The sequence below is a fragment of the Siccirubricoccus phaeus genome, from assembly GCF_008360935.1.
GTDB lineage: Bacteria > Pseudomonadota > Alphaproteobacteria > Acetobacterales > Acetobacteraceae > Siccirubricoccus > Siccirubricoccus phaeus.
In genome coordinates this window covers 117,913-144,738 of the sequence record NZ_SRXO01000006.1, presented here as the reverse complement: position 1 = coordinate 144,738, position 26,826 = coordinate 117,913, and the positions used below count along the sequence as shown (strand labels likewise).

General features: G+C 71.2%; 19 protein-coding genes. 8 read left to right on the top strand and 11 right to left on the bottom strand.

Annotated elements, in window-relative coordinates; genetic code table 11:
- Positions 1–20: 20 nt before the first annotated feature.
- Positions 21–5,327 carry a beta strand repeat-containing protein gene (locus tag E5N76_RS10700; RefSeq protein WP_149537287.1) on the top strand — a complete coding sequence of 1,769 codons (5,307 nt, stop codon included), beginning with the start codon at positions 21–23 and terminating at the stop codon, positions 5,325–5,327.
- A gap of 269 nt (positions 5,328–5,596) precedes the next feature.
- Here E5N76_RS10700 and E5N76_RS10695 read toward each other — a convergent pair whose 3' ends face one another.
- The 5 genes from E5N76_RS10695 to E5N76_RS10675 all read right to left on the bottom strand — a co-directional run bounded on the left by E5N76_RS10695 (position 5,597) and on the right by E5N76_RS10675 (position 10,934).
- A complete protein-coding gene (locus tag E5N76_RS10695) occupies positions 5,597–6,700 on the bottom strand; it encodes a glycosyltransferase (RefSeq protein ID WP_149537286.1) in 1,104 nt (367 codons plus the stop codon).
- Positions 6,701–6,726: 26 nt separating this feature from the next.
- Positions 6,727–7,872 carry a glycosyltransferase family 4 protein gene (locus tag E5N76_RS10690; RefSeq protein WP_149537285.1) on the bottom strand — a complete coding sequence of 382 codons (1,146 nt, stop codon included), beginning with the start codon at positions 7,870–7,872 and terminating at the stop codon, positions 6,727–6,729.
- Complete coding sequence (locus tag E5N76_RS10685) at positions 7,869–8,918, bottom strand: GNAT family N-acetyltransferase (protein WP_207791939.1); 1,050 nt, start codon at positions 8,916–8,918, stop codon at positions 7,869–7,871. The genes E5N76_RS10690 and E5N76_RS10685 overlap by 4 nt, the downstream gene beginning before the upstream one ends.
- Before the next feature lie 273 nt (positions 8,919–9,191).
- Positions 9,192–9,731 carry a PEP-CTERM sorting domain-containing protein gene (locus E5N76_RS30070; RefSeq protein WP_207791938.1) on the bottom strand — a complete coding sequence of 180 codons (540 nt, stop codon included), beginning with the start codon at positions 9,729–9,731 and terminating at the stop codon, positions 9,192–9,194.
- A 222-nt stretch (positions 9,732–9,953) separates the two neighbouring features.
- Positions 9,954–10,934, bottom strand: coding sequence for an alpha/beta hydrolase family protein (locus E5N76_RS10675; RefSeq protein ID WP_149537283.1), 981 nt, complete (start codon positions 10,932–10,934; stop codon positions 9,954–9,956).
- Between the two features lie 284 nt (positions 10,935–11,218).
- Between E5N76_RS10675 and E5N76_RS10670 the strand changes: the two genes are divergently transcribed.
- Together E5N76_RS10670 and E5N76_RS10665 are read left to right on the top strand one after the other, a co-directional pair.
- Positions 11,219–11,803: a chromate transporter gene (locus E5N76_RS10670; RefSeq protein ID WP_187830097.1), complete on the top strand. Its 585-nt coding sequence runs from the start codon at positions 11,219–11,221 to the stop codon at positions 11,801–11,803.
- Positions 11,800–12,327, top strand: a complete 528-nt coding sequence (locus E5N76_RS10665) for a chromate transporter (protein WP_149537281.1) — start codon at positions 11,800–11,802, stop codon at positions 12,325–12,327. Before E5N76_RS10670 ends, E5N76_RS10665 begins: the two co-directional genes overlap by 4 nt.
- A 103-nt stretch (positions 12,328–12,430) precedes the next feature.
- On the opposite strand, the gene E5N76_RS10660 is transcribed toward E5N76_RS10665, so the two are convergent.
- The 3 genes from E5N76_RS10660 to E5N76_RS10650 all read right to left on the bottom strand — a co-directional run bounded on the left by E5N76_RS10660 (position 12,431) and on the right by E5N76_RS10650 (position 15,226).
- Positions 12,431–13,186: an SDR family oxidoreductase gene (locus E5N76_RS10660; RefSeq protein ID WP_149537280.1), complete on the bottom strand. Its 756-nt coding sequence runs from the start codon at positions 13,184–13,186 to the stop codon at positions 12,431–12,433.
- A gap of 355 nt (positions 13,187–13,541) precedes the next feature.
- Positions 13,542–14,156 (bottom strand): HAD family hydrolase, encoded by a 615-nt coding sequence (locus tag E5N76_RS10655; RefSeq protein ID WP_149537279.1) that lies wholly within the window; start codon positions 14,154–14,156, stop codon positions 13,542–13,544.
- Complete coding sequence (locus E5N76_RS10650; RefSeq protein ID WP_149537278.1) at positions 14,156–15,226, bottom strand: TauD/TfdA dioxygenase family protein; 1,071 nt, start codon at positions 15,224–15,226, stop codon at positions 14,156–14,158. The genes E5N76_RS10655 and E5N76_RS10650 overlap by 1 nt, the downstream gene beginning before the upstream one ends.
- Before the next feature lie 83 nt (positions 15,227–15,309).
- On the opposite strand from E5N76_RS10650, the gene E5N76_RS10645 reads away from it, so the two are divergent.
- The 5 genes from E5N76_RS10645 (at position 15,310) to E5N76_RS10625 (ending at position 24,293) form a co-directional block, all read left to right on the top strand.
- On the top strand, positions 15,310–16,833 hold the full coding sequence (locus E5N76_RS10645; protein WP_149537277.1) for a flavin-containing monooxygenase: 1,524 nt from the start codon (positions 15,310–15,312) through the stop codon (positions 16,831–16,833).
- A gap of 182 nt (positions 16,834–17,015) precedes the next feature.
- Positions 17,016–18,218 (top strand): efflux RND transporter periplasmic adaptor subunit, encoded by a 1,203-nt coding sequence (locus E5N76_RS10640; RefSeq protein WP_149537276.1) that lies wholly within the window; start codon positions 17,016–17,018, stop codon positions 18,216–18,218.
- Between the two features lie 6 nt (positions 18,219–18,224).
- Complete coding sequence (locus E5N76_RS10635) at positions 18,225–21,422, top strand: efflux RND transporter permease subunit (RefSeq protein ID WP_149537275.1); 3,198 nt, start codon at positions 18,225–18,227, stop codon at positions 21,420–21,422.
- A 1-nt stretch (position 21,423) separates the two neighbouring features.
- Positions 21,424–21,897, top strand: coding sequence for a hypothetical protein (locus E5N76_RS10630; RefSeq protein WP_149537274.1), 474 nt, complete (start codon positions 21,424–21,426; stop codon positions 21,895–21,897).
- Between the two features lie 77 nt (positions 21,898–21,974).
- On the top strand, positions 21,975–24,293 hold the full coding sequence (locus E5N76_RS10625; protein WP_149537273.1) for a xanthine dehydrogenase family protein molybdopterin-binding subunit: 2,319 nt from the start codon (positions 21,975–21,977) through the stop codon (positions 24,291–24,293).
- Between the two features lie 172 nt (positions 24,294–24,465).
- On the opposite strand, the gene E5N76_RS10620 is transcribed toward E5N76_RS10625, so the two are convergent.
- The 3 genes from E5N76_RS10620 to E5N76_RS10610 form a co-directional block, all read right to left on the bottom strand.
- Positions 24,466–25,098, bottom strand: coding sequence for a hypothetical protein (locus E5N76_RS10620; protein ID WP_149537272.1), 633 nt, complete (start codon positions 25,096–25,098; stop codon positions 24,466–24,468).
- Positions 25,099–25,234: 136 nt separating this feature from the next.
- Positions 25,235–25,714 carry a MarR family winged helix-turn-helix transcriptional regulator gene (locus E5N76_RS10615; RefSeq protein ID WP_235907652.1) on the bottom strand — a complete coding sequence of 160 codons (480 nt, stop codon included), beginning with the start codon at positions 25,712–25,714 and terminating at the stop codon, positions 25,235–25,237.
- A gap of 118 nt (positions 25,715–25,832) precedes the next feature.
- The gene (locus E5N76_RS10610) at positions 25,833–26,765 is read right to left on the bottom strand and encodes a class I SAM-dependent methyltransferase (RefSeq protein ID WP_149537270.1); all 933 of its coding nucleotides are present in this window, start codon (positions 26,763–26,765) and stop codon (positions 25,833–25,835) included.
- Positions 26,766–26,826 lie beyond the last annotated feature (61 nt).

Here is a 26,826-nt window from a genome sequence, read left to right as displayed (position 1 = left end):
CTCACTGCCGGAGTCCGTCAATGACAGAGACAAGCCTCGTCGCCTCCACCGCCGGCACCGCGATCGGGACCTTCACCCTGGAGAATGCCGGCACCGCCACCCTCGGCGCCGGCATCACCTCGCTCGGCCAGGTCTTCGCGGCGGGCGAGGTGCCGGCGGGCGGGAAGCTGCTGGCGCGGATCGGCACCAGCCTGGTGCCGGTGCAGCTCGACGTGAAGACCACCTGGCCGGACGGCTCCGCCAAGATGGCCGTGCTCACCGTCGAACGGCCGGCGCTGGCCGCCGGGCAGTCGGTGGAGGTCTCGCTGGTCGCCGGCAAGGCAGCGGCGGCGCCGGACATCGACCTCGCCACCGCCCTCGCCGGCCACAGCTTCACCCTCGATCTGGCCATGGCGGATGGCAGCACGCAGCATGTCGACGTGCTCGCCGCGCTCAAGCAGGCGCTGGCCGAGGGCACCGCCAGCTTCTGGCAGGCCGGCCCGCTGGCCACCGAGGCACGGGTGGAAATCCCGGTCGCCGGCTCGCTGCGCCTGGTCTTCGACGTCACCGCCTACAAGGATGGCGGGTTCAACGTCTCCGCCCAGTTCAACAACGACGTGGCGATGCAGGCGGCGGGCGGGCGCGTGGCCTACGGCGTCACCGCCCGCCTGGATGGCCGGCAGGTGCTGGCGGAAACGCTGGACCAGGGCCAGTACCAGAATTGGCACCAGGATTTCTCCTCGACGGGCCGCGATGGCGGCCAGGGCCTCGGCGCGCCGGAAGCGGGCTGGCTGAACATCCGCCAGGATGTGGCGAAGCTCGCCGCCCTCGGCGCCGTCGCCGATTACGACCTGGCGCTGGAGGTGCCGGAGGCGAAGCTCGACGCCTATGCCACGGCGATGGCGGCGGCAGGCTGGGGCGACCCGCTCGCCACCAACGGCGTCGCCACCTTCATGCCGATGACCGGGGCGCGGGCGGATATCGGCTTCACCACCCAGGCCAACACCGCCTGGCTGCTGAGCCAGGATGCCCGCGCCGCCGGCTACGCGCTGGGCCAGGCGGAGACGGCCGGCGCGGTGCCGTGGAATTTCCACGATGCCGCCAACGGCACCTGGCTGAACACCGACAATTACGCCCAGCTCTGGACCGATTCCCGCGGCGGCACCGGCCGGGTGGGCGATACCAAATCGACCGGGCTGGTGCAGCAGGTGGACGGGCAGACCGGCTGGGTGACGGACCGGGCGCACCAGCCGGACCTCTCCTACGTCCCCTACCTGCTGACCGGCGAGCGCTGGATCCTCGACAACCTGATGGCCCAGGCCGCCTGGAACGTCATGGGCACCTGGGCGGCGATGCGCGGCGACGACGACATCCTGGTGAATGGCGGCCAGGTGCGCGGCTCCGCCTGGGCGCTGCGGCAGATCGACGAGGCGGCCTGGGCGGCGCCGGATGGCAGCGCGGAGAAGGCCTATTTCACCAAGGTCTCGGCGGCGAATTGGGCCTGGCTGGTCAGCCAGATCCCGGCCTGGACGGCGCAGCAGGGCGAGGCCCATGGCTGGCTGCCCGGCGATTACGGCACCGCTGGCAACATGGCGCCCTGGCAGCAGGACTACTTCGCCTCCACCGCCATCGCCGCCGCCGCCCGCGGCAACCAGGATGCGCTCACCTTCCTCGAATGGATGTCGAACTTCCTGGTCGGCCGCTTCCAGGCGGCCGACCAGGGCTTCCCCCTGCATGACGGCGCCGCCTACAACCTGGCGGTCAGCGACCCGGCGACCGGCCGCCTCTACCAGAGCTGGGCGGAGATCGGCGCGCAGACCGCCGCCCGCGGCCTGTCCAACGGCGATGGCTGGGCGCAGAGCAATGGCGATTACGGCCGCCTCGCCCTCGCCACCCTGGCCGGCATCTGGCACCTGACCGGCAACCCCGAAGCGCGCGCCGCCTACCACGCCCTGCTGATGGAGGTGCCGCCCTATACCAGCGAGGCGGATCTCGCCCGGTCGCTCGACCATCTCGTCACCATCCCGGACATCATGGATGGCGACGACGTGATGACTCCGGCGACGGCGCAGCCCGCCTTCGCGGTCGATCTCGGCAGCGGCAACGACCTGCTGCGCCTGTCCTCCGCCGGCAACAACGCAGTCACCGTCGCCGGCGCCGAGACCATCCTGGGCGGTGCGGCCAATGACCGCGTCACCCTCGCCGCCCCCGCTGCGGGGGTGCTGATCGACCTCGGCGCCGGGGCGGATACGGTGGTGCTGGCGGCGGGTGACGCCAGCCAGGTGACGGTCGCGGGGGCGGAGACGATCCTCGGCGGCGGCGGCGACGATTCGGTGCGGCTGACGACGCCGCTGGCGGCAGGCCTCGTCACCCTCGGCGAGGGGCGGGACCGGCTGGTCCTGGCGGATGGCGGCAATACCGCCACGGTCTCCGGCGCCGAGACCATCCTGGGCGGCAATGGTTCGGACGTGCTGATCTTCGGCGCCACCGCCGGCGCCCTGGAGATCGACCTCGGCGGCAGCCGCGACAGCGTCACCTTCGGCAATGCCGCCGTCACCGCCCGCTTCGCCTATGTGGAATCGGTGCGGACCGGCAGCGGCGCCGACGTCATCGCCCTTGGCGGCGGCATGCAGGATGCGGTGATCGACCTCGGCTACGGCGCCGACCGGCTGACCCTTGCCGCCGAGGGCGGCCGGGTTTCGGTTGCCGGCGCGGAAACCGTCCTCGGCGGCGGAGCCGCGGATGCGCTGGTGCTGACCCAGCGCGGCGGCGGCTTCGTCATCGATCTCGGCGGCGGCGCCGACCGGGTGAGCTTCGCCGATGGCGGCAACGGCGCCACGGTCAGCGGCGCCGAGACGATCCTCGGCGGCGATGGCGCCGATACCATCACCCTCGGCGCGGCGCAGCGCGCGGGGCTGATCGATCTCGGCGCCGGCGCCGACCGGCTCTACCTCGCCGCCGGCGGCAACCGCCTGACGCTGCGCCATGTGGAGACGGTGACGGGCGGGGATGGCGAAGACAGCCTGACTTTCGCCACCGGCTTCGCCGGCGGCAATGTCGCGCTCGGCGGCGGCGCGGACCGGGTGGTGCTGGCCGATGGCGGCAACACCCTCGCCCTCTCGGGCGTCGAGACGGTGACGGGCGGCGCCGGGGATGACGTCGTCACCATCGCCCTCGGCAGCACCGGGATGCTCATCGACCTCGGCGCCGGGCGCGACCGGGTGATCCTCGCCGCCGCCGCCGCCGCGACGATCTGCGGAGCGGAGACCGTCACCGGCAGCGCCGGCGCCGATGCCGTCACCCTCGCCGGCGTCATGTGGGACGGGCTGGTGGAGCTCGGCAGCGGCGCCGACCGGCTGGTGCTGGCCGATGGCGGCAACCGCCTGACGGTGAGCGGGGCGGAGACCATCCGGGGCGGCGCCGGAGACGACGCGGTCACCCTCGGCGCCGCCCTCTACAACGGCGTCATCGAACTCGGCGCCGGCGCCGGCGCCGACCGGCTGGCGCTGGCCACCGGCAACAACAACGTCACGGTCAGCGGCGCCGAGACCATCCTCGGCGGCGCCGGTGCCGACCGGGTGGTGCTGGCCCCCGGCACCACCCGCCTGGTGCTCGGCGGCGTGGAGTCGGTGGTGGGCGGGGACGGCGATGAGAGCCTCACCTTCGTCGCCGGCTTCGCCGGCGGCAATGTCGCGCTCGGCGGCGGCGCGGATCGGGTGGTGCTGGCGGATGGCGGCAACACCCTCACCCTCTCCGGCGTGGAGACGGTGACGGGCGGCGCCGGAGATGACGTGCTCACCATCGCCGTCGGCAGCGCCCTGCTGCTCGACCTCGGCGCGGGGCGCGACCGGGTGACCTTCACCGGCGCCGCCGCCAGTGCGACGATCCGCGGGGCGGAGACCGTCATCGGCAGCGGCTGGTCCGACGCCATCACCCTCACCAGCGCCATGCAGGACGGGCTGGTGGATCTGGGCGCGGGCGCCGACCTGCTGGTGCTGGCCGATGGCGGCAACCGGCTGACGGCGAGCGGGGCGGAGACCATCCAGGGCGGCGCCGGGAATGACGCGGTCACCCTCGGCTCGGTCATCTATTACGGCCTCATCGACCTCGGTGCCGGCGACAACCGGCTGGCCCTCGCCGTGGGCGGCAGCAGCCTGACGCTGCGCAATGTCGGGACCCTCCTCGGCAGCGCCGGCAATGAGGCGATCACCCTCGCCGCGCCGCTGATGGGCGGCGTCATCGATCTTGGCGCCGGCAGCGACCGGCTGGTGCTGAGCGGCGAGGGCGCCAACCGGGTGACGCTGGCCGGGGTGGACACCCTCCTCGGCGGCGCGGCGGCGGATTCCGTCACCCTTTCCGCCGCGGCAAACGGCATGACGATCGACCTCGGCGGCGGCCAGGACCGGCTGGTGCTGGCGGCCGAGGGGGCCAACCGCGTCTCCCTCGCCAATGTGGAATACCTCGCCGGCGGCGCGGGCGACGACACCGTCACCTTCGCCACCGCGCTGCTGCCGAGCACCGATGCGATGGTGCCAGGGGTGACGATCGATCTGCGTGGCGGCTATGACCGGCTGCAGCTTGCCAATGGCGCGAACACCCTCACGGTCAGCAATGCCGAATGGATCCTGGGCGGCAACGGCGCCGATACGGTCACCCTCGGCACGCCGAGCAATGGCACGCTGATCGATCTCGGCGCCGGGGCGGACAGGCTGGCCCTGGCGAATGGCACCAACACCGTCACCGTGCTGAATGTCGAGACCATCCAGGGCGGCGTCGGCAATGACACGGTGACGCTGAACGCCACCCTGACCACTGGCGCCATCGACCTTGGCGCCGGCTATGACCGGCTGGTGCTGGCCGGCGGCAATAACAGCCTCAGCCTGAGCAATGTGGAACTGGTGCTGGGGGCCGCGGGCAATGACCGGCTGACGCTGCTGGGCGGCACCGCCGCCTCGCTGTCCGGCGGCGGTGGGGCGGATACGCTGCTGGGCGGCGCCGGGGCGGATACGCTGGCCGGCGGCGCGGGGGCGGATTCGCTGACCGGCGGCGCCGGGGCGGACCGCTTCCTGTTCGCCGCGGCCGCCGATTCCACGGCCGCCGCGCCGGACCGGATCACCGACTTCACCCATGGCGAGGATCTGCTGGTGTTCAGCGGGCTGCTGCAGGGCAGCTTCGCCTGGCGCGGTGCCGGGGGCTTCAGTGCGGGGGGCGACACCCAGGCGCGCTTCGCCGACGCCACCCAGCAATTGCAGATCGACCTGAACGGGGATGGCAGCCTGGACATGGCCGTCGTGCTGCTGGGGATGAATGCGGCGAAGCTCGGCGCGGGGGATTTCCTGTGGAGTTGAGGCGAATGGGGCTTCGCCGCCCCACCTCGAGCAGGGGGCTCTGCCCCCTGCACCCTCGCCGGGGGGAAGGCTTCCCCCGGACCCCGCCCTGAATCTGCGGTCGACCTGCCGACCCTGAGGGGGTCCGGGTGGGAGGCAGCATTGCCGCTGGAGCGGGATCGGTTGAGCTTCGCTCGCCCCTCCCGCTCTGGCGCATTGTCTGGTCACGTGCTTCACGGCTTCGGTCGATCCGACCTCAATCGATCACGCTCCAGCGGGCGAAGTCCCGACTACCTGTACAGCAACCCTTCGATCAGCCCAGCATAGGCCTGGTACATCTTCTCCTGGTCGTAGTCGCGTTCCGCCTTGGCGCGGTTCGCCGCGCCCAGCCGGGCGCGCAGCGCGGCATCCAGCAGCAGCGGCCGCAGCGCCGCGGCCAGGGCGGCCGGGTCCCTCGCCGCCAGATGCGGCAGGTTCTCCGGCGCCAGCATGGCGCGGAGGTCGCCCACCTCCGTCGCCGCCACCGGCAGGCCGCTCGCCATCGCCTCCATGACGGAGAAGGGCATCTGCTCGGTATCCGAGGAGAGGGCGAGAAGGTCCATCCCGCCGTAGGCCGGCGCCGGGTCCGGCCAGTGGCCGAGGAAGCCGGTGCAGCCGAGGAGGCCCAGCTCCGCCGCCAGGGCTTCCAGCGCCGGCCGTTCCGGCCCGTCGCCGAGGATGGCCAGCCGGGCGGCGATCCCCTCCCGCCGCAGCAGGGCCAGGGCGTGCAGCAGCCGGGTAATGTTCTTCTCCGGCCGCAGCGCGGCGACGGTGCCGATCAGCGGCCCCGCCCCCGGCACCGCCAGCCGCGCGGCGGGCGCGCCGGGGCGGAAGCGCGCCAGATCCAGCCCGTTCGGGATGTGGTGCAGCCGTGCCTCCGGCAGGCGCCAGCCCTCCCGCGCCGCGCGCAGCAGCACCGTGGAGGGCATCGCCACCTCGGACCGGCGCAGCGCCAGGCGCCGCACCAGCATGCGCCGCGGCTTCTGCCCGGCGGCCTCGTCCGGGCCGAAGCCGTCCTCGGTATGCAGATGCGGCAGGCGGGGCGGCAGCCAATTGGCGAGGACGTATTCGATGGCGCCCCAATTGCTGGTCACCAGCAGCGCCGGCCGCAGCGCCCGGACCAGCCGCCTTATCGCCGCCAGCCGCGCCAGCGGCGCGCCGCCGCGCGGCGGCGCCGGCACCAGCGTATAGGGCACCGCCGCCGAGAGGCGTTCGGTGCAGGCGGTGTTGCCGTCCAGCGCCAGGATGGCATGGCGCCAGCGCGGGCCGAAGCGGTTGGCCAGCGCGGCGAAGCGCACCTGCGCCCCGCCGACGCCGAAGCCCGGGAACACATGCAGCAGCAGCGGGCCCGCCATGCCAGGTTTCCCCATGCCAGGCCGTGTCATGCCAGGCCCCGCCGCGCCCGCTCCGCCTGGAACAGGGCGGCGACGCGGCGGGCATTGCCGGCCCAGGTCAGGTCGCGCGCCAGCACCGCCGCCCGCGCCGCCGCGCCCAGCCGGGCGCGCAGCGCCGGGTCGCGCGCCAGCCGCTCCACCGCCGCCCACATCGCGCCGGGCGTCTCCGGCGCGAAGAGCAGCGCGGTCTCGCCATCCGCCAGCACTTCCCGCAGGTTGGGCTGGTCCGGCGCCACGATCGCCCGCCCCGCCGCCATGTATTCGAAGACCTTGAGCGGCGAGGCATAGGCGACAGCGGCCGGCTGCAGCGCGATATCGAAGCCGGCGACCAGGTCCGGGATCGCCTCCCGCCCCTGCAGCCCGGTGAAGCGCACCCGGTCGGCGATGCCGAGTTCGGCGGCCAGCTTTTCCAGCCCGGGCCGGGCCGGCCCCTCCCCCACCACCAGCAGCTCCAGCGGGACGTTGCCGCGGAAGCCGGCGATGGCCCGCACCACCGCATCCAGCCCATGCCAGTCCCGCACGAAGCCGACGAAGCCCAGCGTGACCACCGGCTTCGGCGCCGGCGGGGCGGGCGCGGGGAATTCCGCCAGGTCGATGCCGTTCGGCACCACCAGGATGCGCGCCGGCGCCACCCCGGCCGCACGCAGATGCCCGGCCAGCACCTCCGTCACCGGCAAGGCGCGGTCGGCGGCGCGCCAGACGAAGCGCTCCGTCCAGCGTGCCAGGGCGCCCAGGGCGAGGCCGCCGAAGCGGGCGCGCTCCTCCGCCAGCGGGGCGTTCACCTCCACCAGGAAGGGCAGCTGCAGCCGCCTGGCCAGCAGGGCGCCGGACAGGAAGAAGAGGTTGTAGCGCTCATACACCGCCTCCGGCCGGAATGCGCGGGCGGCGCGGGCCAGGCGGAAATAGGCGGGGATGGAATAGGCCAGCTCCGCCAGCTCCGCGGCGAAGCCGGGCAGCTTGCGGCGGACCAGGGCGGTCAGCCGGCTCTCCCCACCGAAGCTCGCTTCCGCATAGGCGGCGGGACCGACGACCAGCACCTCATGCCCTTCGGCACGCAGGGCGGCGACCAGGCTGTCCAGATGCACGCTCATCCCGTCCCGCGACTGGATGCGGTGGCTGTAGAGAATTCTCATGCGGCGTCCGGGCCCGAGGCAGGGCGCAGCGCGCGGCGGAGCCGGCCGGCGGCGTGGCGGGCCAGGGCCAGGGCGCCGGCCGGGTGAAGGGGGTCCACCAGCAGCAGGCCCAGACGCTGCCGCCTTTCCGCCACCCAGAGGCGCTTGTAGCCATCATCACCGCGGCCGAAATCCAGGGCCTGCACGCCATCCTCCTCGATCAGCCGCCGGATCATCAGCGCGGTCAGCACCGTGCCGGGGGAGGCGGCCCGCGCCGCCTCCAGGTGGAAGAGCTTCGGAATCGTGGCGCCGCCCCGGTGCAGCACCCAATACTGCGCGGCGAGCGGCCTGTCCTCCCTGTCCCGCAACAATCCGAGGCGGAGCGCGCCGCTGGGCGCCAGGGCGCGCATCAGGGCGGCGTCGAAGCCGGGGGCGGGTTCATCCGGCTTCCAGCTCCCGGCGCGCACCGCCTCGAAGGCGGCGATGCCCGGCTCCAGCGCCGCGCCGGGGGCGGCGAGGCATTCGAAGCGGAATTCCCGCCCGGCCCGGGCCAGCTTGCGGGCAATGGTGTTGCGCTGCGCCGGCGGCCGGGTGGCAAGATAGGCGGCCCATCCGGTGTCCGCCGGCAGCGCCTCCCGCCAATTGGCGAAATGCCCGTAGCGCAGCGGGACCAGCCCGCCCGCCCTGAGGCCGGCGAGCAGCGGGGGGAGGACGGGGTCCGCGGGGTCCAGCGCCTCCAGCCTGGTGGGCGGGCGGCGGCGCAGCAGCCTGGCCAGGGCGCGGCCGGAGTCGGTGAGGGCGGCGGCATCGGCGCCGGGGGCTGGCAGGGGGCGCCAGCCGAGGCTGTACTCGGTGGTGAGGCTGGAGAGCACGCCGCCGTCCCAGCGGAGCGGCAGCAGCACGGCCGTCGTCACCGCCGCCAGGGGGCTGGCGCCGGGCGGCAGGGCATGGGCCAGGGTGGCGGCGTACCAGAGCTCGCCGCCGAGCGGGTCCTCGACACCCTGCCAATAGGGGGCGCACCAGGGCGGCAGGGAGGCGCGCGGCAAGTCGCGGAACATGGCTTGCATCACGGCCTCACCGCGGCGCCAGGGGCTCCGCCCCCGGACCTCGGCAGGAGGTCGTCGCGGGCAGCGCCGGCCACCCTGCATCTCCGCCGGGGGCTGCCGGCGCCGGCAACAACCCCGCCGGACCGTGGTGCGAGAGCCTGTTGCAAAAGGGTCTGCGGCGCGCCCCGGCGGGTCCTTTCCGCCTTGGCAGCGTCCACCTCCCGGCCAGGACGCAAGACCCCTCGCCGGTCCGCTGCCGGACCCTTCTGCGACAGGCTCCGAGCTTCAGGGCGGCTATCGCAGCAAGAGGGCACGGCGCCGGGACAGGGCCAGCACGCCAAGCAGCCCGGCGCCGAGCAGCAGCAGCGCCCCAGGCTCCGGCACCACGGCGGCAAAATCGACGGTGACGGTGTCGCCCACCTCGAAATGCTGGCCGGCCAGGTCGATGAACAGGGTATTGCCCTGCAGGAAGGCGGTGACTGCCTGGCCGGCCGAGCCGATGACGGAAAAGGCCGGCCCGAAGCCCGGGCCGGACAGCATGGTGAGGCCGAGGCCGTTGAAGGCGGCCATGCCGTAATCCACCTGGGTGCCGGCGGTCAGCACCACCGCCGAGGCGCCGACATCCACCAGCGTGGTCACGGTGTAATCCACCACCAGCACCGCCTCCTGCCCCGCCCCCACGGTGAAGGGGTCGGGGGTGAGGCTGTAGGCCTCATAGGGCGTCGCCGTGCCGCCGTAGAACCAGGCGCCGGCCAGGAGGCTGCCGAGCAGATCGGCCCGGGCCGGCAGGGCCAGCAGGGCAAGGCCGAACACGGCCAGGAGAAGGCGGGGCATGCGGAAGCTCCGGCGGGCGGGGGCGGCTTACTTTATGATACGCCAGCCAGAATCGATAAAGTCTCGTTTCATCTCAAATGCGGGACATTATCGCCTACGTCCCGCAGTTCGAGACGGGGCTAGAGCGGTTTCACGCTGACTGTGCAGCGTGAAACCGCTCTAGCTTATGGATGGTAGAGCAGATTCACGCCTCCGGGCGATGCCGCCCTCCGGCGATCTGCTCTATCGCCACAGCCCCTTGGCGGCCAGCCAATCCTGGATCAGCCCCGCCACCTGGTCGCTGTTGCGGTCCATCATGATCATGTGGCTGTTGCCGCTTATGCCGCGCTCCGGCAGGTCGACCCAATCCACCGTGCCGCCGGCGGCCCGCACCGCCTCGGCGAAGCGCAGCCCGTTGGCGCGGATGGTCGGCCAGCGGGCATCGGTGGCGATGTAGTCGCCATAGAGCATCAGCACGGGGATGTCCTTCAGCGCCGCCACCTTGGCCGGGTCGCCCACCGCGGCGGGTTCCACCAGCACCAGGGCGCGGACCTTCTCCGGCCGCTCCTGCGCCGCACGCCAGCCGAATTGCCCGGCCTGGCTGTGCACCATGACGACGCTCGGCCCGACGCGGTCGAGCAGCGCCAGATAAGCCTCGAGCGTCAGCGCATCCGTGGTGGTGAAGCGTGGGACGTTCTGCCGGATGAAATTGCGGTAGCTCTCGGGGTCGGTGGGGAATTGCACGCCGGGATTCGTGCTGCCGCGGGCAAAGCTGCCGGGGCCGTCGCCGATGCGGAAGCGCTCCCAGGGGTTGTCGAGGGGCAGCACCACGGCGGTACCGCCGGTCTGCTCGGGGAGCATCCCCCAGCCGGCGCGGCCGCGCTCCACCGCATCGCTGGTATAGACGGGCCAACCGCGGCGGAGGAAGAAATGCTGCCAGCCTTCCCTGCCATCCGGCGTCGTCTCCCAGGTGACGCCGGTGAGGCCGCCGCCATGCCACATCAGCAGGGGGAAGCGGCCGCGCGGATTGGCCGGGATCATGTACTGGGCGTACATCCCGCCCATCAGATAGGTGCCGTTCGGGTCCACCTTCGCGGGGACGCCGCCGGGGGTGAAGGTCACCTCCCGCACCGGCTGGCCGCTGATGACCACCTCCCGCCCGCCGACATGGAAGCTGCCCCAGCGTTCCAGCGTCACGGGCTCCGCCCGGGCCGCGCCGCTCATCGCCAGCAGCCCGGCGAGGAGAAGCCCGGTCCCGGGCCGCGCCGGCCTGCCGCCGGGACGGCACCGCCCTGCCCCGGCCCGCCTTGCCGCAAGCCACCCTGCCCAGGAGCCTGCCGCCCCGAGACGCCCGCGCATGCCATGTTCCCTCCCGCCTGGTGTTCGGCCGCGGGATCATGCCGGGGGATGCGGGCCGGCGCCATGGGCGGTGGGGCGGCGCGAAGGGCCGGGCTTTTCCCCGCTGCCGATCCGGGCCAGCATGGCGCCCCTGCTCGGAGAAATCCCCCTTGCCCGACGCCCCACCGGCGCTGGTCCGGCCCAGCCATGCCGCGCTCTTCCTCGGCTATCTCAAGATCGGCCTGTTCGGCTTCGGCGGCGTCGCCGCCTGGGCCCGCCGCGTCATCGTCGAGGAGCGGCACTGGCTGACGGAGCGGGAATATGCCGAGATCCTCGGCCTGGGGCAGATCCTGCCGGGGCCGAATGTGGGCAATGCGGCGGTGATGATCGGCCGGCGCTTCCATGGGCTGGCGGGGGCGCTGCTGGCGACCTCCGGCCTCTATTGCGCGCCGCTGATCATCCTGGTCGGGCTCTGCCTCTTCTATGACCGCTACGGCCAGGCGCCGGCGGTGGAGCCGGTGATGAACGGCATCGCCGCGGGGGCGGCGGGGATGGTCATCGGCACGGCGCTGAAGATGACGGGGAAGCTGAAACTCTCCGTGGAGGCGCTGGCGGTGCTGCTGCTGGCGGCGGTCGCGGCCTTCGTCTTCCGCCTGCCCCTGCCGCTGATCGTGGTGCTGCTGGCGCCGGTCTCGATCGCCTTCTCGCTCTGGCGGGCGGGGCTGCTGGGCGGGGCGAAGGGGGCGGCGCAATGACCCTGGTGCTGCAGATCCTGCTGAGCTTCTCCATCCTCTCCCTGGTGGCGGTGGGCGGCGCCAATGCCGTGCTGCCGGAGATGCACCGGCAGTTGGTGGAGCTGCGGGGCTGGATGGATGACGCCACCTTCTCCCAGCTCTACGCCCTGGCCCAGGCGGCGCCGGGGCCGAACATCCTGGTGGCGAGCGTGATGGGCTGGCATGTGGCCGGCGTGCCGGGGATGGCGGCGGCGACGCTCGGCATGCTGGTGCCGGCGGCAGTGCTGGCCTGGGGCATGGCCGGGCTGATGCACCGGCTGCGCGGCGCGGCCTGGCTGAAGCCGGCCCAGGGCGGGCTGGTGCCGGTGGCGATCGGGCTGATCCTGGCGGCGGGGCTGACCATGGCGCAGGCCTCCTACAGCCATGGGGTGTGGCCGCTGCTGGTGGTGGTGGCGGTGTCCACGGTCTTCGTCTGGCGGACGGATTACAACCCGCTCTGGGTGCTGGCGGGGGGTGGGGTGTTGGGGGCGGTGCTGCTGGGGTAGGACGGGGCGCCACCCGAGCCCGGCAGGAGGCAGGTCACGGGCGGCGCCCGTGATCCCGCATCTCGGCCCCCGCCATCCTGGCTTGGCCGGGCGGCGCGCCGGGTCAGGCGGGGTTCATGGCGGCGAAGACCGCCTCGTAGCGACCGTCCCGTTCTGCCCATCGCCGGGCACGGTCGCGCTCCACCAGCACCTCGCCGCGGGGGTGATCTTCCCATCCCAGAAGCTGCATCACCTCCTCGACATAGGTTCCGAGAGGCATGGCGCGCGGGTCCGACGCCTGTCCGGGGCCGGTCAGCTCCGTCTGCACATAGGGTGGTGCGAGCTCCAGCACCTCGACCGGCACGGTGCGGAGCTGGTGGCGGAGCGACTGCAGCCAGGAATGCAGGAACGCCTTGCTGGCGCAGTAGGTCGGGAAATCCGCGCGCGGCACGAAGGCAAGGTTGGAGCTGGTGGCGATGATGGTGGCGTTCGGCCGCCGCTTCAGCACCGGCAGCAGCGCTGCCGTCACGCGCAGCACGCCCAGGATGTTGGTCTCCACCATCGCCTGGGCGTCGGAAGCGTCCCAGTCGTCAGCGGTCATGTCCTCCGGCCGCGAGATGCCGGCATTGGCGACGAGCAGGTTGAGCTCGGGGAAGCGCGAGCGGATTTCGGCGGCGAGGCGGGACAGGGAAGCCGGGTCGCCGAGGTCGAGCTGCACCCCGAACAGGCCGGGGCGACCCGCCGTGATCTGGTCCAGCAGGACCTGCCGCCGTCCCGCGACGATGACGCGATTGCCGCGCGCGTAAAATGCTTCGGCGAGCGCGCGGCCGATGCCGCTGCTCCCGCCGGTGATCAGGATCGTGTTGCCGGTCATCTTCATGGGTGCTGCCTTTCCATCGGTGCTGATTGCGGAAAGGCCACGGCGATACTGGAACCGCCCGCCGCGCGCGTGCCCCGGACGGCCAAGTGGCTGGGAGCGGGATTGCATTACCGTGGCGCCTTTCGTGCCGAGATCTCCCTGCTGGGACCCTCTCGACGAAGGACGCGTTGGATGACGGTAACGCCTACGGCAGCGCCATATGGACTGCGAGCGCCTGGCTAGACCAGCCGAGCGGTATCGTCAAGGCCCTGAGGCCAGGCCTGCAAGACCCTGGTTTCCAAAGGCCTTTCGGCCTTTGGCGGGAAGGTTGGACGCATTGCGTCGAACGAGAGGGCAGCGCCCTCCTCGATCTTGCCTACCCCGCCAGCACCCCCAACCCCTGCAGATCGCGGCGCAACGCCTCCGGCGTCGTGAAATGCACCCCATGCATCCCCAGCGCCGTGGCCGCCGCGGCGTTCTTCGGCTTGTCGTCGATGAACACCGTCTCCGCCGCCGCCAGCTCGAAGCGTTCCAGCAGCAGGCGGTAGATGCGCGGATCGGGCTTCACGACCTTTTCCGTGCCGCTGACCACCACGCCGCGGAACCAGGCCATGAAGTCGAAGCGCTCCAGCGCCACGGGGTAGGTCTCCGCCGACCAATTGGTCAGGCCGTAGAGCGGCGTGCCCTGGGCGTGCAGCTCCGCCAGCACCGCCACCGTGCCCTCGATGGGCCCGGCCAGCATTTCCGGCCAGCGCAGATGGTAGGCGTCGATCAGCGCCGCCTTCTCCGGGTGCTGCGCCTTCAGCAGCGCCGCGCCTTCCGCCCATGTCCGCCCGGCATCCTGGGCCAGGTTCCACTCCCCAGTGCACACCTCGGCCAGGAAGCGCTCCATCCCTGCTTCGTCGCCGGGGAAGAGCTTGCGGTAGAGGTAGCGCGGATCCCAGTCGATCAGCACCCCGCCGAGGTCGAAGACGACGTTCTTCGCCGGCATCACTCCGCCGCCGCCAGCCAGCTCTTCGCCTCGCCTTCATACATCGCGCCGGGATTGCCGCTGACCGTGGTGCGCCACATCACCCGCGCCTCGTGCTCAGCGTCGAACCAGGTGGCGGCGTGCAGCGTGCAGCGATTGTCCCAGATGACGAGGTCGCCCGGCGTCCATTCATGGACGTAGACGAAGCGTTCCTGGGTGCAGTGGGACATCAGCGCCTCCAGCAGCTTCGCCCCCTCGCCATGCGGCCCGGGCTCCATGCCGTAGATCGGGCCTTCCAGCCAATCCATCTGGCCATATTCGCACATGTAGAGCGCGCGCTTGCCGGTGACGGGGTGTTCCCGCACCAGGGGCTGGCGCTGCGGCAATTGATTCGGCTTCAGCGCCGGGGCCGGCGTGCCGGCCAGCACCGCCTCCCGCCTCCGGCCGAGCCCGCCGCCGATATGCAGCCCGTCCACCCCCTCGATCCGCGCCTGCATCTCGGGCGAGAGCGCCTCATAGGCGGCGGTGGCGTCGGCGAACAACGTCTGCCCCTGGCCCCGCGGCACGGTCTGCACGCCGAGGAAGAGCGAGACATCCGGCGGTGGCCGGCGGAAGCTCTGGTCGGAATGCCAGCCGCGGCGCTGCGGGAATTGCACCGGGAATTTGCCCTCCGGCGTCAGCTCCGGTTCCGGCTTCGCCGGCGGCTGGCGGCTGGCCGGCGGGGTGTTGGAGACGACGAAGATCTGCGGCACCTCCGGATGCACCAGGTTCGGGGCGGAGCCGGTCTCCCGGTAATTCTCCACCTCCGGACCGAAGATCCGGCTGAGGCGCAGGAGCAACTCAGGCGCCGTCGCCACGCCACCCATGCCAGGGATGAGCAGCACCCCGCCGCATTCGGCCAGCGCCGCGGGCAGCGCGCAGGGCGCTGCTTCCGCCGTCGCAACGAGGTCCGCCGCATCCGCCCCTGCCAGGGTCACGGTGCCGCCGAACCCGCCCGAAGTCAGGCCCCGTACCAGGGTGAAGCCGCCTTCCATCGCCCGCTCCTTCGCCGCAACGCGGGTAGCGTAATCCCACCGGGCGGGGGCGGTCACCTGGGGGTGAAGGGAGTTTTGCCTCGCCCAGCCCGCCCCTTCATGTCAGGCTGGCTGTCACAACCGCGCAGAAGACGGAGACAATGTCCGAGATTTCCCCGATCGCCAGCCCCGGCCCCGCCAGGGAGAAAAATGGCCCCGCCAAGGTGGAACATGTCGATGTGCTGATCGTCGGCGCCGGCATTTCCGGCGTCGGCGCCGCCTATCACCTCACCACCCAGCGCCCGGGAACGAGCTTCGTGGTGCTGGAGCGGGAAGAGACCTTCGGCGGCACCTGGTGGACGCATAAATACCCGGGTATCCGATCCGATTCCGACCTGCACACCTTCGGCTACCGCTTCAAGCCCTGGGTCGGCCCGCCCATCGCCACGGCGGAGGAAATCCGCAGCTACATGGGCGAGGTGATCGTGGAGAACGGCCTCGCCCCGCATATCCGCTACCACCACCGCATCGACCATGCGAGCTGGTCCAGCGAGACCAATCTCTGGACCATCGACGCGACGCGGACCGATACCGGCGAGGCGGTCTGCTTCACCGCCGGCTTCCTCTATATGTGCCAGGGCTATTACCGGCACAATCGCGGCTACATGCCGCAATGGCCGGGCATGCAGGCGTTCAAGGGCCAGATCGTCCATTCCGAGGAATGGCCGGAGGGGCTGGACTACGAAGGCAAGCGCGTGGTGGTCATCGGCTCCGGCGCCTCCGCCGCCACCATGGTGCCGGCCATGGCCGGGCGCGCCGCGCATGTAACCATGCTGCAGCGTACCCCCACCTATTTCCGCACCGGGCGCAACGCCATCGAGATCGCCGAGGAGCTGCGCGCGCTCGGCATCCAGGAGGAGTGGATCCACGAGATCACCCGCCGCAAGATCCTCTACGAACAGGCCAAGTTCACCGAGCGCTGCTTCACCGAGCCGGACAAGGTGAAGGCGGAGATGCTGGGCAATCTTAGAACTATCCTCGGCCCGGACTACGATATCGGCACGCATTTCACGCCCGGCTACCGGCCCTGGCGCCAGCGCATCGCCTTCGTCCCCGATGCCGACCTGTTCCAGGCGGTGGCGCGCGGCGATGCCTCCGTGGTGACGGACGAGATCGAATCCTTCGACGCCACCGGCATCCAGCTCAAATCCGGCGGGCATCTGGAGGCTGATCTGGTCGTCGCCGCCACCGGCTTCGACCTGAACGTGCTGGGCGACATCGCCTTCGAGATCGACGGCAAGCCGCTCGCCTTCCATGAGACCGTAACCTACCGGGGCATGATGTTCACCGGCATCCCCAACATGGTCTGGGTCTTCGGCTATTTCCGCGCGAGCTGGACCCTGCGCGCCGATCTGGTGGGCGACTTCGTCTGCCGCCTGCTCGGCCATATGGAGCGCAAGGGGGCGAAGCGGGTGGAAGTGGCGCTGCGGCCGGAGGACCACAACATGCCCCAGCTGCCCTGGATCGACCCGGAGAATTTCAATCCGGGCTATCTGATGCGCGGCCTGCATTTGCTGCCGAAGCGCGGCGACAAGCCGGAATGGCAGCACAACCAGGATTACTGGGCGGAGAAGGACGCCTTCCCGGCCATCGACCTGGAGGACGCCGCCTTCCGCTACGCATGACGGCATTGCGAATATAATTGCAACAGGCCTTGCCCGCTTGCGCGGGCAGGGCCAAATCACGACCCTAGAGGTTTGTCGGCTGGGGTCGCCTCGCGCCCCCGCCGCCCGGCCGCCACTTCAGGCGCGGCGCGGCAGCGGGTGCCCCCGCTCGCCGCGCCGCGTCCCCGACCGGATATGGACGCATGCTACTGACGCGCTTTCTTCTCCTGCTCATCCTGTTGGCCGGAGGGGGGGCGGCGCAGGCGCAATTCGGTCCACAGGGGCCGCCCGCCGTGGGCGTCATCACCGCGGACCGCCGGCCGGTGACGGAAAGCACCGAATTCACCGGGCGGATCGAGGCGGTGAACCGCGTCGATGTCCGCGCCCGGGTCACCGGCTTCCTGCAGGAACGCCTGTTCCAGGAGGGGCAGGAGGTGACGGCGGGCGACGTCCTCTTCCGCATCGAGAAGCCGCCCTTCGAGGCGCAGCTCGAACAGGCCCGCGCCAATGTAGCCTCCGCCCAGGCGACGCTCGAGAATGCCCGCGTCTCCCTCACCCGGGCGCGGGAGCTGCGGCAGACCGGCGCCGGCACCCAGGTGAACCTGGACAATGCCCAGGCGCAGGAACGCACGGCCAATGCCCAGCTCCTCGGCGCCCAGGCGGCGGTACGCACGGCCGAGATCAATCTCGGCTACACCGACATCATCTCCCCGATCGACGGCAAGATCGGCCGCGCCATCCTGACGCCGGGCAATGTGGTGACGCCCACCCTGACGGACCCGCTGGCCACCATCGTCAGCCAGGACCCGATGCGCGTCGCCTTCACCGTCTCCTCCCGCGCCGGGCTCGAGATGCGCAACCGCTATGAGAGCCGCGGCGGGGTGAACGCCGTGGTGGTGCGCATCCGCCTGACCGATGGCCGCGTCTACCCTCAGGCCGGGCGGATCGACTTCATCGACACCCAGGTGGACCGCAACACGGACAGCCTCCTCATCCGTGCCCTGATCCCCAACCCGAAGCGGGAAGGAGCGCAGGCCGGCGCCGGCGACCGGGAGCTGATCGACGGCCAATTCGTCACCGTGGCGGTGGAGGGGGCGGAGCCGGTGCAGGCCATCGTCCTGCCTCGCGCCGCCGTGCTGCAGGACCAGGGCGGCTTCTACGTGCTGGTGGTGGGGGAAGGGAATCAGGCGCAGCGCCGCACCGTCCGCCTCGGCCAGGCGCTGAACGAGAATGTGGTCATCGAGGAGGGGCTGCAGGGCGGCGAGACGGTGATCAGCGAGGGGCTGCAGCGGGTGCGGCCGGGCGAGCCGGTGAACCCGAGCCCCGCCGGGCAGCCGCCGCGGCCGCCAGGCGGGGCACCTGGGGGCGCGCCAGGCGGCGCCCCCGCCGGCGGAAGGCAGGGCTGAGCCGGCATGATCTCCGGCGTCTTCGTCGACCGGCCGCGGCTGGCGATCGTCATCGCGATCGTCACCACCCTCGCCGGCGCCCTCGCCCTGCTGCGCATCCCCGTCGCGCAGTTCCCGGACATCGTGCCGCCGCAGGTCTCGGTGCAGGCCACCTATCCCGGCGCCTCGGCGGCGGTGGTGGAGGCCACCGTCGGGCAGATCATCGAAAGCGCCGTCAACGGCGTCGAGAACATGATCTACATGCGCTCGAACAGCGCCAATGACGGCACCTACCAGCTCAACGTCAGCTTCGCCCTGGGCAGCAACCCGGACATCAACACCGTCAACGTCAACAACCGCATCCAGGCCAACCTGGCGCGGCTGCCGACCGAGGTGCAGCGCGCGGGCCTCATCGTCCGCAAGCAATCCTCCTCGGTGCTGCAATTCATCGCGCTGACCTCGACCAGCCCGGACCACCCGCCGCTCTTCCTGTCCAACTACGCCACGATCAACATGATCGACCGGCTGGCACGGGTGCCCGGCGTCGGCCAGGTGAACCTGTTCGGCGCGCAGAACTACTCCATGCGCGTCTGGTTCGAGATCGACCGGCTGACCAGCCTGAACCTGACGCCGCAGGACATCGTCACGGCGATCCAGAGCCAGAACATCCAGGCCGCGGTGGGCCGCATCGGCGCCCAGCCGATGCCGGACAGCCAGCAATTCCAGATGAACATCCAGACGCTCGGCCGTCTGGTCTCGCCGGAGCAATTCGGTAACATCGTCATCCGGGCGAATCCCGACGGCTCCGTGCTGCGGGTGCGGGACGTGGCGCGGGTCGAGCTCGGCGCCCAGGCGCAGGACACGATCAGCCGGCTGAACGGCCAGCCGGCCGTCACCATGGGCGTCTACCTCTCCCCCGGTGCCAACGCGGTCACCGTCTCGAACGCCATGAACGCCGCGCTGGACGAGCTGGCGACGCGCTTCCCGGACGGGATGAAGGCGCAGGTCCTCTATGACAGCTCGACCTTCGTCGTGGACACGATCCAGGAGGTCATCAAGACGCTGCTGGAGGCCTTCGTCCTCGTCGTCGTCGTGGTCTATCTCTTCCTCGGCAGCCTCCGGGCCACGCTGATCCCGACCATCGCGGTGCCGGTCAGCCTCATCGGCTCCTTCGCCGTGCTGCTGACCATCGGCTACAGCGCCAACACCATCTCCCTGCTCGGCATGGTGCTCGCCATCGGCATCGTCGTGGACGACGCCATCGTGGTGGTGGAGAATGTCGAGCGGGTGATGGAGGAGCATCCGGACTGGACCCCGGCCCGGGCGGTGAAGCAGGCGATGGCGGAGATCACCGCGCCGATCATCGCCATCACCCTGGTGCTGCTCTCGGTCTTCGTGCCTATCGCCTTCATCCCGGGCCTCTCCGGCGTGCTGTTCCGGCAGTTCGCCGTGACCATCTCGGCGGCGATGGTGATCTCGGCGATCAACGCGCTGACGCTCTCGCCCGCGCTCTGCGTGCTGTTCCTCCGGCACACCGGGCCGAAGCGCGGACCCATCAAGTACGTGCTGCGCGGCATCGACAAGGTACGGGACGGCTATGCGGCCATCGTCCGGCGCATCGTCCGCGTCTCGGTCCTCTCGCTGGCCGTCACCGCGGGGCTGGCCTTCGCCATCTTCGCCATCGGCAGCAAGACGCCGCAGGGCTTCCTGCCGCAGGAGGACCAGGGCACCTTCTTCGTCCAGGTCTCCCTGCCCCAGGCCGCCTCCCTCTCCCGCACCCGCGCCGCGGTGGAGCAGGTGGAGGGCATCCTGAAATCCATCCCGGCGGTGGAGAATGTGCTGGCCATCGTCGGCTTCTCGCTGATCGACCAGGGGGCGCAGTCCAACTCCGCCTTCATCGTCGCCCGGCTGAAGCCCTTCGAGGATCGGACCGCAGCGGCGGATTCGGTCTTCGCCTCCATCGGCCGCGTCTTCCAGCAGGGGGCGGGGGTGAACACGGCGACGGTCGTCGCCTTCAACCTGCCGCCGATCATCGGCCTCGGTACCGGCGGCGGCTTCGAATACCAGTTGCAGGATCTGGCGGGGCGCGACCCGGCGGAGCTCGGCAGCGCCATGCTCGGCCTGATCGTCGCGGCCAACCAGGATCCGCGGCTGCAGCAGGTCTTCTCCACCTTCTCGGCTGCCACGCCCTCCATCTATCTCGATGTGGACCGCGACAAGGCGCAGGCTCTCGGCGTGCCCATCAGCTCCATCTTCTCGGCGCTGCAGGCCGCGCTCGGCGGCTTCTACGTGAACGACCTCAACCTGTTCGGCCGCACCTGGCAGGTGAACATCCAGGCGGAGGCGCAGGACCGCAACGAGATCGAGGATATCTGGCGCATCCGGGTGCGCAGCAGCAATGGCAGCATGGTGCCGCTGCGGGCCGTCGCGGATGTGCGGATCGTGGTCGGGCCGCAGACCATCAGCCGCTACAACAATTACCGCGCCGTGCTGGTCAACGGCTCGCCGCGCACTGGTGTCTCTTCCGGCGATGCGCTGGCGGCGATGGAGCAGCTCTCGGCCAATGTGCTGCCCGCCGGCTACGGCTTCGAATGGACCGGCACGGCCTATCAGGAGAAGCTCGCGGCGGGGCAGACCATCTACGTGGTCGCGCTGGCCGTGCTCTTCGCCTATCTCTTCCTCGTCGCCCTTTATGAGAGCTGGACCATTCCGGTGCCGGTGCTCATGTCTGTGGTGGTGGGCGGGCTCGGCTCCTTCCTCGCCATCCAGATCGCCGGGCTGAGCCTCGACGTCTATGCGCAGATCGGCCTCGTCGTGCTGATCGCGCTGGCGGCGAAGAACGGCATCCTCATCATCGAATTCGCCAAGGAGGCGCGGGAGCGCGGCATGCCCATCCGGGATGCGGCGATCGAGGGCTCCCGCCTGCGGTTCCGCGCGGTGATGATGACCTCCATCGCCTTCTGCCTCGGCCTGCTGCCGCTGGTGACGGCGACGGGGGCCGCCATGCTCTCCCGCCGCGCCGTCGGCACGCCGGTCTTCGGCGGCATGCTGGCGGCCTCGCTCTTCGGCATCTTCATGATCCCGATGCTCTATGTCGTGTTCCAGTCGGTGCGGGAGACGCTGAAGCGCTGGCTCGGCGCCGGCGGCCCGCCGCCTGGCCATCATGGCCCGGGGGCTGGCCCAGGGGCCGGCGCGGACAGCGCCGCCGGCGCGGGGCGGCACTGAGATGCGTGCCGCCCTCCTCGCCGGCTGGCTGCTTGCCGCCGCGGCCCTCCCGGCCGCGGCGCAGCAGCTCACGCTGCAGGCGGCGGATGGCCGGGAAGTGGTGGTGACGGCGGCCGAGCTTGCCGCCATGCCGCATCAGCAGCTTCGCGCCCCCGGCCGCGACCCGGCGTTCTATGAGGGCGTGCCGCTCGGCCTGCTGCTCGCCCGGCTCGGCGTGCCGCAGGGGGAGGCGCTGCGCGGCCGCGCCCTGGCGCTGGCGGTGGTGGTCAGGGCGGCGGATGGCTATGCCGCGGTGCTCGCCCTGGCGGAAGCCGATGCGGTGACGCGGGACGCGCCGGTGATCCTCGCCGATCGCCGGGCCGATGGGCCGTTGGCGGCGGAGGAGGCGCCCTTCCGCCTGATCGTCGGCGGCGACCGGCGGCCGGCGCGCTCCGCCCGCCAGGTGGTGCGGATCGAGCTGCGCGATTTGCGCTAAGGCCGGGAAGCCGGCTGCCCCTTCCCCTCGGCGCCGGCGGTGGCAGATAGTGGGGGCAGAAGATCGGGAGAGGCACCATGGCCAAATTCGGGCTGAGCCAGCCGCTGCGCCGCATCGAGGACCCCCGCCTGCTGAAGGGCGGCGGCCGCTACACGGATGACATCGCCCCGGCGGGCACGGTGCGCGGCGTGGTGCTGCGCAGCCCGCATGCCGCGGCGAAGATCCTCGCCATCGACACCGCACCGGCCCTGGCGGTGCCCGGCGTGCTGGCGGTGTTCACCGCGAAGGACTGGGAAGCGGAGGGCTTGGGCGAGATTCCCTGCGTCATTCCGCTGAAGAATGCCGATGGCACGGACCGCGCCGCGACCCCGCGCGGGGCGCTGGCGAAGGACCAGGTGCGCCATGTCGGCGACCCCGTCGCCTTCGTGGTGGCGGAAACGCTGGAAGCGGCCCGCGACGGCGCCGAGGCGGTGCTGGTGGATTACGAGCTGCTGCCGGCCGCCACCGAGCTGGCCACCGCCTACCGGCCCGGCGCGCCGCTGGTGTGGGACAGCATCCCGAACAACATCGCCTTCGACTGGGAGACCGGCGACAAGGCCAAGGCCGATGCGCTGTTCGGCCAGGCGGCGCATGTGACGAAGCTGAAGGTGGTGAACAACCGCGTCATCGTCGCCTCCATGGAAGTGCGGGCGGCGACGGCGGAATACGATGCGGCGGCGGAGAAATTCACCCTCACCTGCGGCACCCAGGGGAGCTGGCTGGTGAAGGACCTGCTGGCCGCCAGCGTCTTCCACCTGCCGCCGGAGAAATTCCGCGTCGTCACCCCGGATGTCGGCGGCGGCTTCGGCATGAAGCTGTATCTCTACGCCGAATACGCTTTGGTCTGCTGGGCGGCGCGCAGCCTGAAGCGGCCGGTGAAGTGGATCAGCGAACGGACCGAGGCCTTCCAATCCGACACCCATGGCCGCGACAACATCACCGAGGCCGAGCTGGCGCTGGACAAGGACGGCAGATTCCTGGCGCTGCGCACCACCAATTACGCCGGCATGGGCGCCTATCTGAACACTTTCGCGCCGATGATCCCGACCATGGCGGGCACCAAGGTGCTGGCCAGCGTCTATAATTTCCAGGCCATCCATGCCCATGTCATCGGCGTGCTGACCCATACCGTGCCGGTGGACGCCTATCGCGGCGCCGGGCGGCCGGAAAGCAATTACGTGGTGGAGCGGCTGATCGACGCCGCGGCGCGGGAGACGGGGATCGACCGCATCGAGCTGCGCCGCCGCAACATGGTGCCGATGGGCGCCATGCCCTACGTCTCCGCCATGGGCCAGCGCTATGACAGCGGCGATTTCGCCACGGTGCTGGACGCCGCCCTGCAGAAGGTGGACTGGGCCGGCTTCGCCGCGCGCAAGGCGATCTCCGAGGCGCAGGGCAAGCGGCGCGGCATCGGCCTCGCCTACTATCTGGAAGCGACGGGCGGCGGGCCCACGGAACGCGCCGAGGTGCGCTTCGCCGCCGATGGCTTTGCGGAAGTTCTGGTCGGCACCCAGAGCACGGGCCAGGGGCATGAGACGGCCTATGCCATGCTGACCAGCCATGAGCTGGGCATCCCGATCGAGAAGATCCGCATCATCCAGGGCGATTCCGACGAGATCCCGACCGGCGGCGGCACCGGCGGCGCGCGCAGCCTGTACTCGGAAGGCCAGGCCATCCTGCTCACCACCGCGACGGTGATCGAGAAGGGGAAGCAGGCCGCCTCAGAGCATCTGGAGGCCTCGGTCGCGGACATCGAATTCGCCCCGGCGGGCGGGCGCTTTACCGTGGTCGGCACGGATCGCGGGGTGGATATCCTGGAGCTGGCGCGCATCCAGCGGGACCGCGCGGCGAAAGGCGAGCCGGCGACGCTGCTGGATGCGGCAGAGGTGGCGGAGATCAAGTCGCACACCTTCCCCAATGGCTGCCACGTCGCGGAGGTGGAGGTGGAGCCGGAAACCGGCCTCGTCTCCGTGCAGCGCTACGTCGTCGTGGATGATGTAGGGCACGCGATCAACCCGATGATCGTGCGCGGCCAGGTACATGGCGGCGTGGCGCAGGGCATCGGCCAGGCGGTGCATGAACGCACGGCCTATGACCCGGAAAGCGGCCAGCTCCTCAGCGCCTCCTTCATGGATTACGCGCTGCCGCGGGCGGAGGACCTGCCGGATATCGAGGTGGAGTTCGTCTCCATTCCCTGCGAGACCAACCCGCTGGGGGTGAAGGGCGCCGGCGAGGCCGGGGCGGTGGGCTCGCCGCCGGCGGTGATGAACGCGCTGGTGGACGCGCTCTCCGGCGCGCATATCGATATGCCGGCGACGCCGGAGAGCGTTTGGAAGGCGCTTAAGCCCGCAGCGTAGTGTCGGGGGAGGGCTCTGCCCTCCCTCGAGCTCCCACCCGCCAAAGGCCGAAGGGCCTTTGGAAACCATGAGTCTGGGCGCGACGGTCGAGACGCGAAACTCAAGGGTTCAAACGGCCCTTGGCGGATGGGGTTGGGCGCACTGCGTCCAAGGAGGGGAGCAGCGCTCCCTCTCAACGGGCCACGAAGTTCTCGATCTGGCAGGCATTCACCCCGCGCCGTTCCTGGCTCTGCCCGCCCTCCATCACCCAGCGCATGTCGTAGCTGCACTCGCCCTGTGGCAGCCGCACGGCGAAGCGGGCGCCGGGTTGCACCATCTCCTCCCCCAGCCGGTCCGGGCCCCAATTGCTCTGCGACGAAGGCGAGGCGTAGAATTCCTGGATCACCCGGCCGGTCTGGTTCATCAGGTAGAAGCTGGGATTGCCCTGTTCCCCGCTGCCGCGCGGCGGGCGGGCCTGCTGCTGCGGCGCCGGGCCGGAACTGCCGCCCAGCAGCACATCGGTCAGGGCACAGGTGTTCAGGTTCCGCCGCTCCTCCGCCGTGTTGTTCTGGTAGACGATGCGGATGTCGTAGACGCATTGGCCATCCGCCGGCAGCCGCACGATATGGCTGGCGCCGGGCGCGATGACGGTCGTGCCGAGCCGGTCATGCCCCCAATTCCGCTGGGTGGAGGGCGAGGCATAGACCTCATTCACCACATTGGGCGTGTTGTTGACGATCCGGAAGGACGGATCATTGGACTGCGCCAGGGCCGTGCCGGCGGCCGAGGCGAGACACAGCGCGGCGAACAGCGCGCGACGAAGCATGCGGACCTCCCATAGTCTCTGGTACCCAGGCTAGCGCAACGAACAGGCCCCGGGCCAGGGCAGGGCGGAAGGCGCAACCGTCGCCGCCCCGGTGCGGCAGGATCACGTTGCGCGGAGGCAGGGACCCGATCCGGGATCAATCCGGCCCGTCCGCCGCTGCCTCGGCGCCCATTTCCGCCAGCCGGGCATCCAGCCGGTCCAGCAGCGCCTGCAGCGCGGCGGCCTCCGCCGCGCTGAACCCGGCCAGCAATTCCGCTTCCAGCGCCCTGGCATGCGGCACGATGCCGGCATGGATGGCGGCGCCCTGGCGAGTCATCGCCAGCCTTTGCACCCGCCGGTCCGCCGCATCCTCGCGGCGTTCCACCAGCCCACGGTCCAGCAGCAGCTTCACCGCGCGGCTGACCTTCACCTTGTCCATGGCGGTCCGCTCCGCGGCCTCGGTGGCCGAAAGCCCGCCGAACCGCCCGAGCACGGCGAGCACCCGCCATTCCGGCACGCTGAGCCCGAAGGCCTCCGCATAGCGGCGGGCGAACAGCCGCGAGGCCCGGTTGGCGATGACGGAGAGCCGATACGGCAGGAACGCCTCCAGCGCGAACCCACCCCTCTGCTGCCGCAAGCCCCCCACCTCCTCACCCATCGGCTGCCAAACTCAAGGGCTGCAAGGGCCCTTCGGCCCTTGCCGGGGTTCGCGGCACTGCCGCGAACGCGAGGGGGCAGCGCCCCCTCGCCCCGCTTCAACCCGGCCGGAGTTCGAGGGTCGCCCTCGCCACCAGATCGTCCCCGGCCGGCCGCATCGCGTCCGGATGCGGCTTCCGCGGCCCGGAAGGCCGTTTCGGCCACACCACCGCCTCGGTGACCTCCACCGCGAACCCCGCCCGCCGGAAGCGCGAGGCCATGGCCGAAAGCCCCAGCCGGTTCACATAGATGCCCGCCCGCCCGACCAGCGGGCTGGCCCAGAATTGGTCGCTGAAGCGCAGATGCTGCAGCCCGCCCCCCAGATGGTCCTGGAAATCCACGGTATGCAGCCCGACGCCATCCGCCGCCGTCACCCGCCGCAATTGCGTCATCAGCGGCGCCAGATCCTCCCGCCGGACATGCTCCAGCACCGCCTCGCTGACCACCAGGTCGACCGACCCGTCCGGGATGGCGGAGAGCGCCGCCGGCCCGCCGATCAGCAGCCTGGCATGGCTGCGGGCCAGCACCGCGGCGCGGTCGGCGCAGCCGGAAAGGTCCGGCGCCATCACCCCGTGCAGCCGCCCGGTGGCGGCCGCGGCCAGATAGGGCCCGGCCTCCCGCGGCGCGCTGTCCGCGGGGTCCACGAACCAGACGCATTCGGCGCCGAGGCCGGCGAGCAGCGGCGCCCGCAGCACCATCCGCCCCGGTCCCACCTCCAGCATGGTGCGCGGCGGGCGGCCCAGCAGCTCCGACGCCCGCTGGAACCAGAATTGCGGCGTGCCGACCAGCTTGGCAGGGTCCGAGGCGCCGAAGGAGGGCCGGGCGAGCCCCAGCAAGCGGGCCCTGGCCCCATGCACGCCGATGGCGGCCAGCCCCAGCTTCACGCCCAGCTTGACGAACCACGGCACCGGCATGCCGCGCGACAGGCCCCGCGGGGCTTCCACCAGCCGCCGCGGCCGCGCTGCTTCCTCCGCCAGATGTGCCATGACCATGGGGATGACTTGCCTCTGCCGCGCTTCTTAGCGCAGCGGGTGGGGTTTGCCCATCGTTCCT